The sequence below is a fragment of the Hydrogenophaga sp. genome (assembly GCF_018780075.1).
Lineage (GTDB): Bacteria > Pseudomonadota > Gammaproteobacteria > Burkholderiales > Burkholderiaceae_C > Hydrogenophaga.
On the sequence record NZ_JADMKB010000115.1, the window covers coordinates 1 to 16,111 of the forward strand.

Below are 16,111 nucleotides of genomic sequence, written 5' to 3' on the forward strand. Positions count from 1 at the left end.
CTGATGGTCGACGAGCTGCTGGGCCAGCAACAGGTGGTGATCAAGAACCTGGAGTCCAACTACCGCAAGGTGCCCAACGTGTCGGGCGCCACCATCCTCGGCGACGGCAAGGTCGCGCTGATCCTGGACACCTCGGGTCTGGTGCGCCGTTCGCGCCACTGAACCGCTGACACCCTTTTCCTCCGCCGTCAAAGGACGCACCCGATGCTGCAGCAGACCCGACCGAGCACGCCCCGTTTCGCCGCGTCCACGCTGGACCTGCCGGCCGTGGACGACGGGCCGATGGCACAGGGCCGCGAGTTTGTCTGGTCCGACGCCGACTTCACCCGCATCAAGGCCCTGATCTACAAGAAGGCCGGCATCAGCCTGCACGACGGCAAACACGCCATGGTCTACAGCCGCGTGTCGCGCCGCCTGCGCGAGACCGGTCACGCCAGCTTCAAGAGCTACCTCGACGCGCTGGAGCAGACCGACGGCCCCGAGTGGCAGGAGTTCATCAACGCCCTGACCACCAACCTCACGGCGTTCTTCCGCGAGCAGCACCACTTCGGCATCCTGCACGACCTGCTGGCCGCCAAGCGCAGCCACCCCTGGCGCATCTGGTGCTCGGCCGCGTCCACGGGCGAAGAGCCCTACTCGATCGCGATGACCGCCACCGAGGCGCTGGGCACCTCGGGCAGCTTCAGCCTGGTCAACAGCGACATCGACACCAAGGTGCTGGCCACGGCGGCACGCGGCGTCTACAAGACCGACGGCGTCAAGGGCCTGAGCCCCGAGCGGCTGCAGCGCTTCTTCATGCGCGGCAAGGGCGCCAACGCCGGGTTCATGCGCGTCAAGCCCGAGCTGCAGAAACACCTGGAGTTCCTCACCGTCAACCTGATCCAGGACCTGCCGTTCCGGGAACCCTTCGACGCGGTGTTCTGCCGCAACGTGATGATCTATTTCGACGCCGCCACCCAGCGCCAGGTGCTGGAGCGCATCCACCGCGTGATGAAACCCGGCGGCATGCTGTTCGTGGGTCACGCGGAAAACTTCAGCGACGCACGCAGCCTGTTCGTGTTGCGCGGAAAGACGGTCTATGAGCGCATTTGACGCCGCCCTGCCCAGCCACCGGGCCCGCCCCCTGATGCCCCCGCTGGGCGCCGTGACCGCGCCCGCTTCGGCGCTGGCGCGCGGCAGCCGGGTCGACGCCCTCAAGGCACGGCCCCCCAAGCCCGGCGAGGCCTCGTTCTTCTACCGCGACCACCACTTCGCCACCGACACGGTGAAGGTGCTGCCCGGCGAGTACTACGTGACCACCGACGACATGATGATCATGACGGTGCTGGGTTCGTGCATCGCCGCCTGCATCTGGGACCCCAAGGTGCGCGTGGGCGGCATGAACCACTTCATGCTGCCCGACGGCGGCGCCGACACCTCCGGGCGCTACGGCTCCTACGCGATGGAACTGCTGATCAACGAGATGATGAAGCTCGGCGCCCGGCGCGAGACCATGCAGGCCAAGGTGTTTGGCGGTGGCCAGGTGATGCACACCTTCACCACCATGAACGTGGGCGAGCGCAACACGCAGTTCGTGCTGGACTACCTGCAGACCGAGCGCATCGCCGTGATTTCCAAGGACGTGCTGGACATCCACCCGCGCAAGGTCTGCTACTTCCCGGCCACCGGCAAAGCCATGGTGAAACGGCTGGCGCACTCGCACCCCGAGACCATCGAGACGCAGGAGCGCAAGGGCAACGCGGCGGTGGTGGCCACCGCCACCTCCGGTGGTTCTGTGGATTTGTTTTAACCCCCCGCGCCGACGCTGCGCGTCGTCACCCCCCAGGGGACAACACCAGCGCCCCGGCAAAGCCGGTTGCGCGGTGTTTCTGGATCAGGCACGCAAGGCCAACAGGAGGATTGAGATGGCAAAAATCAAGGTGGTGGTGGTGGACGATTCGGCGCTGGTGCGCAGCCTGCTCACCGAAATCATCAACCGCCAGCCCGACATGCAATGCATTGGCGCGGCGGCCGATCCGCTGGTGGCGCGCGAGATGATCCGCGAGCTCAACCCCGACGTGATCACGCTCGACGTGGAAATGCCGCGCATGGACGGGCTGGAGTTCCTCTCGCGCCTCATGCGCCTGCGGCCCATGCCGGTGGTGATGGTCTCCACGCTGACCGAACAGGGTGCCGACATCACCCTGCGCGCCCTGGAGATGGGCGCGGTCGACTACGTGGCGAAACCGCGCATCGGCATCAGCAGCGGGCTGAACGAGCTGGCCACCGACATCGTGGACAAGATCCGGGTGGCCGCCAGCGCCCATGTCAAACGGCTGGGGCCGGCGCCCGCGGCGGGCGCGACCCCCGCGGCCGCGAGCACCGCCGCAACCGACACCCCGCGCGCGCCGCTGCCCCGCCTGTCCACCGAAAAAATCATCTGCATCGGCGCCTCCACCGGTGGCACCGAGGCGATCCGCGAGGTGCTGGTGCCCTTGCCGGCCGATTCGCCGGCCATCGTCATCACCCAGCACATGCCACCCGGCTTCACCACCAGCTTCGCCGCGCGGCTCGACACGCTCTGCCGCATCCGCGTGGAAGAGGCGCGCCACAACCAGCGCATCCTGCCCGGCCACGCCTACATCGCCCCCGGCGGGCACCACCTGCGCATCGACCGAAGCGGCTCGAACTACATCGCCGTGGTCGAAGACACCGAGCCGGTCAACCGGCACCGGCCGTCGGTCGAGGTGCTGTTCAAGTCGGCCGCGCGGGTGCTCGGCCCCAACGCGATCGGTATCATGCTCACGGGCATGGGCGCCGACGGCGCGCAGGCCATGCGCGAGATGAAGGACGCCGGCAGCTACAACTACGTGCAGGACGAGACCAGCTGTGTCGTCTTCGGCATGCCGCGCATGGCGATCCAGTGCGGTGCGGCCCACGAAATCCTGCCCCTCACGCAGATCGCACCGGCCCTGCTCAACCGCCTGGCCAGCAACCCGGCCCTGGTGCGACACCGCATCTGAGCCCCTGCCCCCTTTTTTCCCCACGGAGTGTCCCCATGAATGCCCCTCGTTTCCTCCAGGCCGGTTTGCTGATCAGCGCCCTGTTCTTCGCGGGCGCCTGCATGGCGCTCGATGCCCCCAAGGAGCGCCCCATCCTCCAGGTCACCGGCAAGATCACCGAGAAGAACGCGGGCGAGAGCGCCCGCTTCGACATGAAGATGATCGAGGCCCTGCCGCAGCACACCTTCACCACCAGCACCCCCTGGTTCGACAAGCCGGTCAAGTTCACCGGACCGCTGCTGTCGGATGTGCTCGCCGCCGTCAAGGCCAGCGGCAGCACCGTGAGCGCCGTCGCCATCAACGACTACAAGGTCAGCATCCCCGCCACCGACGCCAGCAAGTTCAAGGTCATCGTCGCGCGGTTGATCGACGACAAGCCGATCCCTGTGCGTGAGAAAGGCCCGCTGTTTGTGGTTTATCCTTTTGACAGCAGCGCCGAACTGCGCACCTCGACCTACTATGAGCGCTCTATATGGCAGCTCAAGGCACTGGACATCCAATGACATCAGCGTGGGCGAATCTGGCCCGTTGGCAAGGTCGGCAATGGGCCATGGCCCTGTCGCTGCTGCTGGCCGTCACCCTGGCACCGTTGGGCTGGATCCAGTGGAAGCAGTACCGCCTGCTGGACGACGTGTCGACCAACCAGGTCGACTCGATCATGTGGCAGGCCTACCAGCTCGAACGCGAAATGGGCCGGCTGGAACACGCGCTCATGGAAGCCGCGAGGTCGCCCACGCCAGTGGACGGCTTCGAGTTGCTGGAGCGCTACGAGGTCTTTCTCAGCCGCATCGACCTGCTGACAAAGATCCCGCGCCGCGACCTGCTCGAAACGTCGTTTGAGTACACGGCGGCCCTCGACAAAATCAAGATCTTCACAACGCTCGCCGACCCCTTGTTTGCCGACCCGCAGGCCCTCGCGGCCAGCCCTGGCGACCTCAACCGGCTGGACGCCGCGACCGAACCGCTCAAGCCCGTGCTGGGTGAGCTCACGCGCGAGGCCAACCGGGCCGTCGCCCGCTTTCTGGACGAGCGCAACGCGCAACTCCGGCAGCAGGGCGTGCTGGTCATCAGCCTGGCCACCGCGCAGATCGTGGCCATGCTGCTCTTCGTGGGCCTGCTGGTGCGCCAGATCCGGCGCCAGCAGAAGCAGTACACCGAGCTGCAACAGCTCAGCGAAGCGCTGGTGGTGGCGCGCAACCAGGCCGATGCGGCCAACCACGGCAAGAGCATCTTTCTCGCCAACATGAGCCACGAGATCCGCACGCCCTTCCAGGGCCTGCTGGGCATGTTGAACCTGCTCGACGACGCCTCGCTCTCCAGCCAGCAGCGCGACTACCTCGACACCGCGCGCGACTCCGCGCTGCACCTGCTGGGGGTGCTCAACGACATCCTCGACGTCTCGACCATGGAGTCGGGCACGCTCAAGCTGTCGGTGGCCCCGATCCACCTGCCGGGCGTGCTCGGTGAAGTGGACGGCCTGATGCAGGTCGCCGCTCGCGACAAGGGCCTGACGCTGGACATGTACCCCGCGGCCGACCTGCCCGCCTGGGTGATGGCCGACGCCACGCGCCTGCGCCAGATCATGTTCAACCTGATCAACAACGCCATCAAATTCACCCACGAGGGCGGTGTGATCGCCGAACTCACCCGCGCCCCCCAGGGACAGACGGGCGTGGTGCTCACCGTGCGCGACACCGGCGTGGGCATGGACCAAGCGACGGTCCAGCGCCTGTTCACCCGCTTCTACCAGGCCGACAACTCCCTGCGCCGGCGCATCGGCGGCACGGGCCTGGGGCTGGAGATCTCGCGCAACCTCGCGCGCATGATGGACGGCGACATCGAGGTGCAAAGCCAGCCGGGCGTGGGCACGGTGTTCACCGTGCGGCTGCAGCTGCCCGAGGCCGAGGCGCCGGTGGACGACCAGGTCGGCACCGGCACGGACGGCAGCACGCGCCGACTGCGCGTGCTGGTGGCCGAAGACCACCCGATCAACCTCAAGTACATGAACATCCTGCTCGACAAGATGGGGCACGAGGCCACCTTCTGCGAGAACGGGCAGGAAGCGCTGCAACTGCTGGCGCAGGGCAGTTTCGATGTCGTGCTGCTGGATTACCACATGCCGGTGCTCGACGGCCTGGCCACCACCGAGGCCATCCGCGCGCTCAAGACCCCGGCCGCCGACGTCAAGGTGATCCTGGTGACGGCCGACGTGGTGAACGACACCCGCAAGCGCGCGCTGGAGGTGGGGGTCAACGAATTCGCCAGCAAACCGCTGCAGGCCCAGGACCTGCAACGCGCGCTGGCGCGTTGCGGACTGCTCGACGACGCGCCCCCCGCACCCGGCGGCTTTGCCTCGGCCCTGGCCCCGCTGGGGCCCCGCAGCATCAGCCCGTTCCCGGTGTCGTCCTACGAGATGCCGGTGCGCCTGCCCGACCCGGTCACCGCGGTCTCGAACGTGATCGACGCCGAGTCGTACGCCGAGATCCTGTCGATGATGCCGGACGACTCGCTGGGCGAGCTGCTCAAGACCGTGTTCGAGCCGCCCGAGGGCACGGTGCACGTGCTGCTGCAGGCCATGCTCGACCAGGACCGCCAGGCCATCGGCTACAACGCCCACAAACTCAAGGGCACCGCCATGTTGCTGGGCTTCCGCGCGCTGGTGAAAACCTCGGCACAGATCGAGCACCTCGCCACCCAGACCGACGACCCGGTGAACCCCGAACTGGGCCAGCAGCTGCTGCGCGACACCGCGCTCACGCAAAAGGCCCTGCAGCAGTTCGCCCTCACCCAGGCGGCCTGATCCCTGGCCCCTCGCCGGGGCCAAGGGTCGGTGAACGATCCATGGAAAAAGGCAGGTGGATCACCTGCCTTTTTTATCGGGGGTCCGGGCCTGCGCGCCCGCCCCTCTCAGACGCGCTGGTTGAACAGGCTGCCGGACTCCAGGGGCGCCCAGCTGCTGGTGCCCTGCTCGGTGTACATCAGCGGTTCCTCGTCGCGCCGCACGGCCGCCGACAGGTCGGCCACCTGGGCGACCTCTGCGGTTGCGAGCACCTGGTCGTTGGCGGGGGAAGCGCTCGCCAGCGGCGGCAGGGCGGCGTCCGCCGCCTGCGCCGCCGCCACCGAGGCCGCCTCGCGACCCAGCACGACGTCCACCACCGCGGCGCTGGCCTTCCAGACGTTGCTCAGCACCTCCTGCAGCTGGAGTTTCTGGGCCGCCTGCTCCAGGGCCTTCTTCTCGTCTTCCTTGCGTTGCTCGGCCCTCGCCTCGCGGTCCCGGGCGGGCGAGGCGCCCGCGTCGTCGGCGCGCCCGCGGGGCAACAGGGGCGCCGCCTGTGCGGCGGGCACCCCGGACGCGGTGTCGCCGGCGGCCCTGGGCACGCCGGGGGTCACCCCCCCCTGGGCGCCCTGGCCCTGGCGGCCGGTGTCGGTCTGGCTCTCGCGTGGCGACGCCTGCACCGCGGTGACGCCGGGCACGGCGGCCACCGGCGCCACGGCGGCGGACGGCGCAGTCGGCCAGCTCACCGACGGACTGGAACTGATGATGCTCAACATGACAAACCCCTTCCTGACGGGTTCAGCGGCGTCAGAGATTGCCGCTGTTCCCCAGGGTTTTCGACCGTTTAAAGGCCGACTTGAGGGGTTTTCACCCCCCAATTTCAGATTCAAGTGGGCGCGAACTCTTTCTGATGCATCCAGGCGGCGTGTTTGGGCGCGCGTTTGGTCCGGTCCCACTCGTTGAGCATGTCCCACTTCACCTCGTCGAGCTTCCTCATCATCTCGGGCGTGGCGGTGTTGGCGGCCAGCTCCAGACGGTGGCCGTTGGGGTCGAAGAAGTAGATGCTCTTGAAGATGGTGTGGTCGGTCAGGCCGATCACCGGGATGCCGGCGGCTTCGAGCCGTGCCTTGGTGGCCTCCAGCTCTTCGACCGTGTCCACCTCCAGCGCGATGTGCTGCACCCAGTCGGGTGTGTTCGGGTCGCGGCCCATCTCCGGCGCGTTGGGCAGCTCGAAGAAGGCGAGGATGTTGCCGCCGCCCGCGTCCATGAACAGGTGCATGTAGGGGTCGGGCGCGTGGGTGGACGGCACCTGGTCTTCGGCGATGGCGAGCACGAAGTTCATGCCCAGGTGCTTCTGGTACCACTCGACGGTGGTCTTGGCGTCCTTGCAGCGGTAGGCGACGTGGTGGATCTTGCGGATGTTCATGACGGTCTCCTTCGGGTGAATGGGGTCAGACGCCCTGGCGTGCGATCGCCAGAGCCTGTTTGAGCACCGTGATGTCGCCCACTTGGTTGGCCAGCAGCAGGATCAGCTTGGCGTTGAGCAGCTGGCTCTGTTCATCGCTGAGGTCGCGGTGGGTCTCGATCAGGGCCTCGTAAAAATCGTCGCCGGGCGTGAAGTCACGGAAGTAGCGCTGGCCGGGTTCGGCGAGGTTGGGCTGGAGTTGCAGGGGCATCTCGGTCTCCTTGGTTCTGTTTCAGGCCGGCACGGTTTCGGCGGCGGTCTGGGCGGTGGCGCGGGCCAGCGCGGCGCGCACGCCGGCCACGTCGAAACGGCGCCAGCGCGCGGCCACGTGCTGGTCGGGGCGGATCAGGTAACAGGTGCCGGGGCGCGCGTCCATGCGCTGGGCCAGCAGGCCGTCGCGGTCGTGCAGGGTCGTCAGGCCCGCGGCTTCACCGGCGTGCGCCGTGACCAGCACCACCTCCACCGGAATGGCGCCACCCGCCAGCGCCGCGGCCTGCGCGCGCACCACCGGGTCGAGCTGGTCCACGCTGTCGGCAAAGGCCAGCAGCTGGAAGCGGTTGCCCAATTGATCAAGCAGCCAGGCGTCCTGCCCGGCCACGCGCACCGGCGCGTCGTCCAGCGGCGCGCCCGGCACCATGTCGCCCTCGAAGGCGTCCACGTCCGGCGTGTTCAGCGCCGAGTGCACCAGGAAGGCCGGCACCGAGAGCCGCCCCGAATTCACCAGCTTGCGGGCAAACGGCTGCGTGCGCGCCAGCTCCAGCGCCGCGTTGCGGAACAGCTTGCTGACCGCGCTCTTGGGCGTGATGAAGTCGGTCGAGCGCGTGGAGTTGCGGATGTTCTCGTCGGCGGCGTAGGTGCGGTCGGCGTCGTAGGTATCGAGCAGCGCCTCGGGCGCCTGGCCCTGGATCACCAGCGCGAGCTTCCACAGCAGGTCGTCGGTGTCCTGGAAACCGGAGTTGGCACCGCGCGCGCCGAACGGCGAAACCTGGTGCGCCGCGTCGCCCACGAACAGCAGGCGGCCGTGGCGGAAGTTCTTCATGCGCCGGCACTGGAAGGTGTAGATGCTGGCCCATTCGAGCGTGAACTCGCGCTCATCGCCGAGCATGGCTTTCACGCGCGGGATGATCTTCTCGGGCTTCTTCTCTTCTTCGGGGTCGGCGTCCCAGCCGAGCTGGAAGTCGATGCGCCAGACGTTGTCGCTCTGCTTGTGCAGCAGCACGCTCTGGTTGGGGTGGAACGGCGGGTCGAACCAGAACCAGCGCTCGGCCGGGTAGTCGGCCTTCATGATCACGTCGGCGATCAGGAAGCGGTCCTTGAACACATGGCCCTCGATGTCCAGGCCGAGCTGGCGCCGCACGTTGCTGCGCGCGCCGTCGGCCACGATCAGCCAGTCGGCGTCGATCTCGAACGGGCCGTCGGGCGTTTCCACGCTGACGCGGGCGCCGTCTTCAAGGGGCAGCACGCTGGCCACCTTGTATTTCCAGCGCAGGTCCACGCCCAGCGCTTCGGCGCGGCGCACGAGTGCCTCTTCGAGGTGGTACTGCTGCAGGTTGATCATGCCGGGGCGCTTGTGGCCGGCGTCGGGCACGAGGTTGAAGCGGTAGACCTCTTCTTCCTTCATGAAGGTGCGGCCCACGTTCCAGCTCACACCTTTGTCCACCACCACGTCGCCCACGCCGAGGCGGTCCAGGATTTCGAGCGAGCGCTTGGCGTAGCAGACGGCGCGCGAGCCGAAGGAGACGCTGTCTTCTTCGTCGAACAGCAGCACGTCGAGGCCCTGCAGACGGGCGTCGATGGCGGCGGCGAGGCCGACCGGGCCGGCGCCGATGACCACCAGCGGCCGGCGCTGCGGGGCGGACGCCATGAGGTCTTGCGGACCGGTGTACAGGAAGGTGGGGTAGGTGTAGGTGGCCATGCCAGCGGTGCTCCTTCGTTGTCGTCGGCGCTCGAAAAAGCGGCGGCGTTGTCTGGGCAGGACTGTAGCCGATAATTTCTTATTGGTAAATACGTTTCTCTAAACGTAATTTTTAAGCCACCTAACCGCCAACAGGAGATTGCCCCCTTTATGGCGGGCTCTGGCTTTTCTTGGCGGGCGTTTGGTTTCGTTGCGAAGCGCTCAGACACCTCGCGGGCACGGCGGTGCATGGCGCTCTGCTCCGCTCATGTCCCCCGGGACGGGCTGCGCCCGTCCCTCCTCCTTTACTTCGCTGCGCAAAGCGCCATGCACCGCCGTGCGAACAGAAGCGGGCGCGCCACCGTGGGCACACCCGCACGCGGGCGCGATCCAGCGTTCGGGTGGCCGACGCAGCGAAGTAAAGGAGGAGGGGTTTGCACAGCAAACACCGGGGGACATGAGCGGAGTCGGCCACCCGGGCGCTGGATCGCAGAGGGGGAGCTCAAAGCGCCCCCGAAGAAAAAACTCAGTCGTCTGAGTCTGACAAAGACACAGGCTCCCGAACCACCGTCACCGGCACCGGCGAGTGGTTCACCATGTGCTGCGGCACCGAGCCCAGCTCGCCCTCGCCCGAACCCGCCGCCATGATCACCGCGTCGCACCCGTGCCGCTCCACGATATCGATCAGCGTGTGCGCCGGGTCCCCGGTGGCCACCTCCTGCACCACCTTCAGCCCCGCGGCCTCCAGCAACGCCATCGCCGGCCGCATCAGGTCCAGCCCCGCCGACTCGTTCACCCGCTCCAGCACCTCCGGATCGTGCGCCACGACCAGCTCGTACAGTGTGGCCGTCTCCTGCACATTCGCCAGCACAAACCGCGCCTTCAGACCCGCATGCACCAGCCGCACCGCGTGGTGCACCGCCAGCAGCGCGTGGGAAGAACCGTCGACCGGGATGAGAATGTTCAGCATGATGGTTGCCTCCGGTGATGTGATGAGCCCGCACGCAAAGTGCGGCCTTCGTGGTTCATGATGCCACGCCCGCACCACCACGCACAGCCTTTTTCACCCCCTCGCCACACCCGCCGCCACGCCCCTTTTCAACGCCCGACATGACCTCCTCCACCGACACCGCCGACTTCATCGTGATCGGCGCCGGCATCGCCGGCGCCTCGGTCGCCCACTGGCTCGCACCCCACGGCCGCGTGACCGTGCTCGAACGCGAGCCCCAGCCCGGCTACCACTCGACAGGTCGCTCCGCCGCGCTCTACATGGCCAGCTACGGTTCGGCGCAGGTGCGCGCGCTCACCCGCGCCAGCCTCGCCTTCTTCGACTCGCCCCCCGCCGGTTTCAGCGAACACCCCCTGCTCTCGCCACGCGGCGCGATGATGGTCGCCACCGAAGAGCAGATGCCCGAGCTCGACGCCCACTGGGCCATGCTCGCGCCGCTGAACCCGCAGGCGGTGCGCCTCACGGGCGCCCAGGCCTGCGAACGGGTGCCCGCCCTGCGCCCGGAGCAGGTGGCCGGCGCGGTGTACGAGCCCGACGCCGCCGACATGGACGTGCACGCGATCCACGGCGGCTTTCTGCGCGGGGTGCGACGGCACGGCGGCGAGATCGTCTGCGATGCCGCGGTGGACGCGGTGCGCCGCGTGGATGGGCTGTGGCAGGTGCACGCGGCCGGCCGCTGCTGGCAGGCGCCGGTGGTGATCAACGCCGCGGGCGCCTGGGCCGACGCGGTCGGGCAGATGGCCGGCGCGCGCCCCATCGGGCTGGTGCCCAAACGCCGCTCGGCCTTTGTGTTCCACGCGCCCAAAGACCAGGTGGTGGCCCACTGGCCGCTGGTGTTCGGCGCGGCGGAAGACTGGTACATCAAGCCCGACGCGGGCGTGCTGCTGGGCTCGCCCGCCAACGCCGACCCGGTGCCGCCGCAGGACGTGCAGCCCGAAGAACTCGACATCGCCATGGCGATTCACCGCATCGGCGAGATGACCACGCTGGCGGTCAACCGCCCGATCCGCACCTGGGCCGGCCTGCGCTCGTTCGTGGAAGACGGCGGTCTCGTGGGTGGCTTCGACCCGTTGGCCGAGGGCTTCTTCTGGGTGGCGGCGCAAGGGGGCTACGGCATCCAGACCGCGCCCGCGATGGGCGAGGCCTGCGCCGCGCTGGCGCGCGGCCTGCCGATCCCGCCGCACATCGCGGCCGAGGGCCTGGACGCCGCGCAACTCGGTCCGGCCCGCCTGCATCGGCCACAATCGGCGTGACGCAGAGGCCCCTGCCTGTCCCGGTCGCCCAGACCCACTGGTCACCCGTGGCGCCCCTGGAACCCCTGACACCCTGGGCACGGGCCCCCATCCCCGCAAGGCCGAAGGCCGCTGGCCACCCCGCCTCACTCACTCCACCCACACCACCCGCCCACCCGTGAGCACCGAACCCAGCTTCGACACGTCCCTGCAGGCCGAACCCGGCCACCTGATCCGCCGCGCGCACCAGCTGGCGGTGTCGAGTTTTCACGAGACGCACGGCCGGCAGATCACGCCCGTGCAGTACGCGCTGCTGCGCGCGCTGCAGGCCTCGCCCGGCATCGACCAGGTGACCCTGGCCGACAAGGTGGCGCTGGACACGTCGACCACCGCCGACATCGCCACCCGCCTCGAAACCAAGGGCTGGATCGTGCGCGAGCTGCTGCCCCGCCGCCAGCGCAGCCTGCGCCTCACCGCCGAGGGCGAAGCGGTGCTGGCCGACATGCTGCCGCGCGTGGCGCCCATGTACCGCGCGCTGCTCGCCCCCATGGAAGCGGCCGAACAGGCCGAGTTCCTGCGGCTGCTGCGCAAGTTCGTGCAGCTGAACGAAGGCACATTGCCGTCGCCGGATTCGGGTAAACCCGAAGTCTGACCCCCTGTTGCGCCGGCCGATCCTTCCGTACAATCCGCTTCATTCAGTATGCTGAATGAAGCGGATTGACCACCACAAGGAGACGCCCCATGTTCCCCACCAACACCTGGTATGTGGCCTGCACGGCCGACGAGATCGACGAAAAGCCCCTGGGCCGCATCATCTGCAACCAGCCCATCGCGTTCTACCGCGCGCTGGAGGGCAAGGTCGCGGCGGTGGAAGACTTCTGCCCGCACCGCGGCGCCCCGCTCTCGCTGGGCCAGGTGTGCGAAGGCAAGCTGGTCTGCGGTTACCACGGGCTGGAGATGGGTTGCGACGGCAAGACCGTGGCCATGCCCGGCCAGCGCGTGGGCGGCTTCCCGGCCATCCGCAGCTTCCCGGTGGAAGAGCGCTACGGCTTCGTCTGGGTCTGGCCGGGCGAGAAAGAGAAGGCCGACCCGGCGCTGATCCCGCACATGGAGTGGCACAACAACCCCGAGTGGGCCTACGGCGGCGGCCTGTACCACGTGAAGGCCGACTACCGGCTGATGATCGACAACCTGATGGACCTGACGCACGAGACCTACGTGCACGCCACCAGCATCGGCCAGAAAGAGATCGACGAGACGCCCTGCAAGACCACGGTCAGCGGCGACACGGTGATGACCAGCCGCTTCATGAGCGACATTCCTGCCCCGCCCTTCTGGAAGGCCGCGCTGCGCGCCAAGGGCCTGGCCGACGACGTGCCGGTGGACCGCTGGCAGATCTGCCGCTTCACGCCGCCCAGCCACGTGATGATCGAGGTGGGCGTGGCCCACGCCGGCCACGGCGGCTACGACGCACCGGCCGAACACAAGGTGTACAGCGTGGTGGTGGACTTCATCACCCCCGAGACCGACACCTCGATGCACTACTTCTGGGGCATGGCGCGCCAGTTCAACCCGCACGACAAGGCGCTCACCGCGCAGATCCGCGAAGGCCAGGGCAAGATCTTTTCGGAAGACCTGGAGATGCTGGAGCGCCAGCAGCGCAACATCGACACCCACCCCGGCCGCAAGCTGCTCATGCTCAACATCGACGCGGGCGGCGTGCAGTCGCGCAAGGTCATCGAGCGCGTGATCGCGGCCGAGCAGGGCGCCACCGCCTGACCGCCCCGGACCCACGATCATGAGCGACCCCCAAACCCCCTTGCTGGTGCGCGTGGCGCGCAAGCACACCGAAGCGCTGGACATCTGCAGCCTGGACCTGGTGGCCGAGCCCGGCCACACCCTGCCCGCCTTCAGCGCCGGCGCCCACATCGACGTCGCCCTGCCCAACGGCCTGGTGCGCCAGTACTCGCTGTGCAACCCGCCCGGCGAGACCGGCCGCTACCAGATCGCGGTGCTGCGCGACGCCGCCTCGCGCGGCGGCTCGCAGGCGGTGCACGACGCCGTGGCCGAGGGTTCGACCCTGCGCATCAGCGCGCCGAAAAACCACTTCCCGCTCGCCACCGAGGCGGCGCACCACCTGCTGCTGGCCGGCGGCATCGGCATCACGCCGCTGCTGGCGATGGCCGAGCGGCTGACGGCACAGGGTGGCTCCTTCGAGCTGCACCACTGCACCCGCTCGCGCGAGCGCACACCGTTTGTCTCGCGCATCGCGGCCTCGGCGTTCGCGCGCCACGTGCAGCACCACCACGACGACGGCGACGCGGGGCAGCGGCTGGACCTCGCCGGCACCCTGGCCCGTGCGCCACAAGGCACGCACCTCTATGTCTGCGGCCCCACCGGCTTCATGGACGCCGTGCTGGCCGCCGGCCGCGCCGCCGGCTGGCCCGAAGAGCGCCTGCACCGCGAGTATTTCGCGGCCGCGCCGGTGGACCACGCGAACGACGGCAGCTTCGAACTGGAGATCGCCAGCAGCGGCCGCGTGATCCCGGTGCGCGCCGAGCAGAGCGCGCTCGCCGCCCTGCTGGCGGCCGGGCTGGACATTCCCATGTCGTGCGAACAGGGCGTGTGCGGCACCTGCCTGACCGGCGTGAAGGCCGGCACGCCCGACCACCGCGACCAGTACCTCACGCCCGAAGAGCGCGCGGCGAACAACCAGTTCCTGCCCTGCTGTTCGCGCGCCAGCAGCGCGCGACTGGTGCTCGATCTCTAGACAGAGTCGACCCACGGCATCGGCAGCGCGGAGCCCTTTCCGGCGCGAAATGACCCAGCCCAGAGATACCGTCGGGCCGGCTTTGCCGGACGACTGGTATCGCCCCCTTGAGGGGGTCGCGCGAAGCGCGGCGGGGGTGCTTCCTAGCCCGCGGGCACCGGTAGTACCGTGGTCTCGAAGACCTCCTTCAGACAGACGAAGGTGCGCACCTGGCGCACACCCGGCAGGCCGATCAGCTGGGCGCTGTGCATGTCGTTGAACGAGTCGATGCCCTGGATGCGCAGCTTGACGAAGTAGTCGAATTCGCCGGTCACCAGCTGCACCTCCAGGCAGCCGGTGAGCTTCGCCGCCGCCTTCTCGAACGCGGCGAACGAGTCCGGCGTGGACCGGTCCAGCACCACACCGATGATCACCAGCCCCGTGTAGCCCAGCGCGCGCGGGTCGGCCAGCGCCACCGTCTTGCGGATCACCCCCGAAGCCCTCAGCCGTGCCACCCGCCGCGAACACGCCGGCGGGCTGAGGTGGGTGCGTTCGGCCAGCTCCAGGTTGGGCAGGGAGGCGTCCTGCTGCAGCAGCTCCAGCAGTTTGCGGTCGATGCGGTCGAGCGGCGTTTCCATGGCTGAAACCTTCTTTTATTGCGTTGAAATCCCATTTCACACCATCTATTCGATGAACGCCATCGAATAAGCATTCATGGCCGATTTTGAAGAGTCAGTTTGCAATTCGTAGCAGCGCGCCGGTTCTACGATGAACCTCGTTTCCACCCCACCGATGTTCCACCCCATGCCCTCGTGTTTTGCCGCCATGACGCTGTACGCACCCGGGCTGCAACCGCTCCTTCAAGCCAGGACCCCCGCCATGACCACCTCACCCGCCCGCGCCCTGAACCTGCAGAAATTCCCCCGCCACCCGCTCACCTTCGGCCCCAGCCCCATCCAGCCGCTCCAGCGGCTGAGCGCCCACCTCGGCGGCAAGGTGCAGCTCTATGCCAAGCGCGAAGACTGCAACAGCGGCCTGGCCTTCGGCGGCAACAAGACCCGCAAGCTCGAGTACCTGATCCCCGAAGCCATCGCCGGCGGCTACGACACGCTGGTGTCCATCGGCGGCATCCAGTCCAACCAGACGCGACAGGTCGCCGCCGTGGCCGCGCACCTCGGCATGAAGTGCGTGCTGGTGCAGGAGAACTGGGTGAACTACTCCGACGCGGTGTACGACCGCGTGGGCAACATCGAGATGAGCCGCATCATGGGCGCCGACGTGCGGCTGGACGCGGCCGGCTTCGACATCGGCATCCGCCCCAGCTGGGAACAGGCCATGGACGACGTGAAGAAGGCCGGCGGCAAGCCCTTCCCCATCCCCGCCGGCTGCTCCGAGCACCCCCATGGCGGCCTGGGCTTCGTGGGCTTTGCCGAAGAGGTGCGCCAGCAGGAAGCCGAGCTGGGTTTTCAGTTTGACTACATCGTGGTCTGCTCGGTGACGGGCAGCACGCAGGCCGGCATGGTGGTGGGCTTCGCGGCGGACGGCCGCGCCCGCAAAGTGATCGGCATCGACGCCTCGGCCAAGCCCGAGCAGACCCATGCGCAGATATTGCGCATTGCGCAGAACACCGCGCAACTGGTGGAACTGGGCCAGGACATCAGCGCCGACGACGTGGTGCTGGACACGCGCTACGGCGGCCCCGAATACGGCCTGCCCAACGAAGGCACGCTGGAAGCCATTCGCCTCTGCGCCCGGCAGGAAGGCATGCTGACCGACCCGGTGTACGAGGGCAAGTCCATGCACGGCATGATCGACAAGGTGCGCCGCGGCGAATTCCCCGAAGGCTCGCGCGTGCTCTACGCCCACCTGGGCGGCGTGCCGGCGCTCAACGCGTACAGCTTTCTGTTCAGAAACGGTTGAACAGCCGCCGTGCTTTAAGCGACCT

17 protein-coding genes are annotated in these 16,111 nt (G+C 68.2%); 11 read left to right on the forward strand and 6 right to left on the reverse strand.

Going from position 1 to position 16,111, the window contains the following annotated elements; genetic code table 11:
• The 6 genes from IV088_RS18990 to IV088_RS19015 form a co-directional block, all read left to right on the forward strand.
• A partial coding sequence (locus IV088_RS18990; protein WP_291105419.1) for a chemotaxis protein CheW occupies positions 1-162 on the forward strand: 162 nt, incomplete at its 5' end.
• Between the two features lie 120 nt (positions 163-282).
• Positions 283-1,092: a CheR family methyltransferase gene (locus IV088_RS18995; protein ID WP_291105420.1), complete on the forward strand. Its 810-nt coding sequence runs from the start codon at positions 283-285 to the stop codon at positions 1,090-1,092.
• Positions 1,079-1,789 (forward strand): chemoreceptor glutamine deamidase CheD, encoded by a 711-nt coding sequence (cheD, locus tag IV088_RS19000; RefSeq protein ID WP_291105389.1) that lies wholly within the window; start codon positions 1,079-1,081, stop codon positions 1,787-1,789. The genes IV088_RS18995 and cheD overlap by 14 nt, the downstream gene beginning before the upstream one ends.
• Before the next feature lie 115 nt (positions 1,790-1,904).
• Positions 1,905-3,002 carry a chemotaxis response regulator protein-glutamate methylesterase gene (locus IV088_RS19005; RefSeq protein WP_291105390.1) on the forward strand — a complete coding sequence of 366 codons (1,098 nt, stop codon included), beginning with the start codon at positions 1,905-1,907 and terminating at the stop codon, positions 3,000-3,002.
• 35 nt (positions 3,003-3,037) lie between these two features.
• Positions 3,038-3,544 (forward strand): hypothetical protein, encoded by a 507-nt coding sequence (locus tag IV088_RS19010; protein ID WP_291105391.1) that lies wholly within the window; start codon positions 3,038-3,040, stop codon positions 3,542-3,544.
• A 47-nt stretch (positions 3,545-3,591) separates the two neighbouring features.
• A complete protein-coding gene (locus IV088_RS19015; protein ID WP_291105393.1) occupies positions 3,592-5,841 on the forward strand; it encodes an ATP-binding protein in 2,250 nt (749 codons plus the stop codon).
• A gap of 107 nt (positions 5,842-5,948) precedes the next feature.
• Here the strand turns inward: IV088_RS19015 and IV088_RS19020 are convergent, their stop codons facing one another.
• The 5 genes from IV088_RS19020 to IV088_RS19040 all read right to left on the reverse strand — a co-directional run bounded on the left by IV088_RS19020 (position 5,949) and on the right by IV088_RS19040 (position 10,146).
• Positions 5,949-6,593, reverse strand: a complete 645-nt coding sequence (locus IV088_RS19020) for a hypothetical protein (protein WP_291105394.1) — start codon at positions 6,591-6,593, stop codon at positions 5,949-5,951.
• 110 nt (positions 6,594-6,703) lie between these two features.
• Positions 6,704-7,243 carry a VOC family protein gene (locus IV088_RS19025; RefSeq protein ID WP_291105396.1) on the reverse strand — a complete coding sequence of 180 codons (540 nt, stop codon included), beginning with the start codon at positions 7,241-7,243 and terminating at the stop codon, positions 6,704-6,706.
• A 25-nt stretch (positions 7,244-7,268) separates the two neighbouring features.
• Positions 7,269-7,493 carry a DUF2783 domain-containing protein gene (locus tag IV088_RS19030; RefSeq protein ID WP_291105397.1) on the reverse strand — a complete coding sequence of 75 codons (225 nt, stop codon included), beginning with the start codon at positions 7,491-7,493 and terminating at the stop codon, positions 7,269-7,271.
• Between the two features lie 21 nt (positions 7,494-7,514).
• A complete protein-coding gene (locus IV088_RS19035) occupies positions 7,515-9,197 on the reverse strand; it encodes an FAD-dependent oxidoreductase (RefSeq protein ID WP_291105399.1) in 1,683 nt (560 codons plus the stop codon).
• Positions 9,198-9,702: 505 nt separating this feature from the next.
• The gene (locus tag IV088_RS19040; protein WP_291105401.1) at positions 9,703-10,146 is read right to left on the reverse strand and encodes a universal stress protein; all 444 of its coding nucleotides are present in this window, start codon (positions 10,144-10,146) and stop codon (positions 9,703-9,705) included.
• Between the two features lie 140 nt (positions 10,147-10,286).
• Between IV088_RS19040 and IV088_RS19045 the strand changes: the two genes are divergently transcribed.
• The 4 genes from IV088_RS19045 (at position 10,287) to IV088_RS19060 (ending at position 14,187) form a co-directional block, all read left to right on the forward strand.
• On the forward strand, positions 10,287-11,438 hold the full coding sequence (locus tag IV088_RS19045) for an FAD-dependent oxidoreductase (protein WP_291105402.1): 1,152 nt from the start codon (positions 10,287-10,289) through the stop codon (positions 11,436-11,438).
• Positions 11,439-11,595: 157 nt separating this feature from the next.
• Positions 11,596-12,069, forward strand: coding sequence for a MarR family transcriptional regulator (locus IV088_RS19050; protein WP_291105403.1), 474 nt, complete (start codon positions 11,596-11,598; stop codon positions 12,067-12,069).
• 89 nt (positions 12,070-12,158) lie between these two features.
• Entirely contained in the window at positions 12,159-13,196 is a 1,038-nt protein-coding gene (locus IV088_RS19055; RefSeq protein ID WP_291105404.1) for an aromatic ring-hydroxylating dioxygenase subunit alpha, read from the forward strand.
• Positions 13,197-13,215: 19 nt separating this feature from the next.
• On the forward strand, positions 13,216-14,187 hold the full coding sequence (locus tag IV088_RS19060; RefSeq protein ID WP_291105405.1) for a PDR/VanB family oxidoreductase: 972 nt from the start codon (positions 13,216-13,218) through the stop codon (positions 14,185-14,187).
• A gap of 143 nt (positions 14,188-14,330) precedes the next feature.
• Here IV088_RS19060 and IV088_RS19065 read toward each other — a convergent pair whose 3' ends face one another.
• Positions 14,331-14,804 (reverse strand): Lrp/AsnC family transcriptional regulator, encoded by a 474-nt coding sequence (locus tag IV088_RS19065; RefSeq protein ID WP_291105406.1) that lies wholly within the window; start codon positions 14,802-14,804, stop codon positions 14,331-14,333.
• Between the two features lie 265 nt (positions 14,805-15,069).
• Here IV088_RS19065 and IV088_RS19070 point away from each other — a divergent pair, with 265 nt between their 5' ends.
• A complete protein-coding gene (locus tag IV088_RS19070) occupies positions 15,070-16,086 on the forward strand; it encodes a 1-aminocyclopropane-1-carboxylate deaminase (protein WP_291105421.1) in 1,017 nt (338 codons plus the stop codon).
• Positions 16,087-16,111 lie beyond the last annotated feature (25 nt).

Excerpts from the sequence above, each read along its gene's own strand:
- IV088_RS18995 (WP_291105420.1), top strand. The coding sequence starts at position 283 with ATGGCACAGGGCCGCGAGTTTGTCTGGTCCGACGCCGACTTCACCCGC.
- cheD (WP_291105389.1), top strand. The coding sequence starts at position 1,079 with ATGAGCGCATTTGACGCCGCCCTGCCCAGCCACCGGGCCCGCCCCCTG.
- IV088_RS19005 (WP_291105390.1), top strand. The coding sequence starts at position 1,905 with ATGGCAAAAATCAAGGTGGTGGTGGTGGACGATTCGGCGCTGGTGCGC.
- IV088_RS19010 (WP_291105391.1), top strand. The coding sequence starts at position 3,038 with ATGAATGCCCCTCGTTTCCTCCAGGCCGGTTTGCTGATCAGCGCCCTG.
- IV088_RS19015 (WP_291105393.1), top strand. The coding sequence starts at position 3,592 with ATGGCCCTGTCGCTGCTGCTGGCCGTCACCCTGGCACCGTTGGGCTGG.
- IV088_RS19020 (WP_291105394.1), bottom strand. The coding sequence starts at position 6,593 with ATGTTGAGCATCATCAGTTCCAGTCCGTCGGTGAGCTGGCCGACTGCG.
- IV088_RS19025 (WP_291105396.1), bottom strand. The coding sequence starts at position 7,243 with ATGAACATCCGCAAGATCCACCACGTCGCCTACCGCTGCAAGGACGCC.
- IV088_RS19030 (WP_291105397.1), bottom strand. The coding sequence starts at position 7,493 with ATGCCCCTGCAACTCCAGCCCAACCTCGCCGAACCCGGCCAGCGCTAC.
- IV088_RS19035 (WP_291105399.1), bottom strand. The coding sequence starts at position 9,197 with ATGGCCACCTACACCTACCCCACCTTCCTGTACACCGGTCCGCAAGAC.
- IV088_RS19040 (WP_291105401.1), bottom strand. The coding sequence starts at position 10,146 with ATGCTGAACATTCTCATCCCGGTCGACGGTTCTTCCCACGCGCTGCTG.
- IV088_RS19045 (WP_291105402.1), top strand. The coding sequence starts at position 10,287 with ATGACCTCCTCCACCGACACCGCCGACTTCATCGTGATCGGCGCCGGC.
- IV088_RS19055 (WP_291105404.1), top strand. The coding sequence starts at position 12,159 with ATGTTCCCCACCAACACCTGGTATGTGGCCTGCACGGCCGACGAGATC.
- IV088_RS19060 (WP_291105405.1), top strand. The coding sequence starts at position 13,216 with ATGAGCGACCCCCAAACCCCCTTGCTGGTGCGCGTGGCGCGCAAGCAC.
- IV088_RS19065 (WP_291105406.1), bottom strand. The coding sequence starts at position 14,804 with ATGGAAACGCCGCTCGACCGCATCGACCGCAAACTGCTGGAGCTGCTG.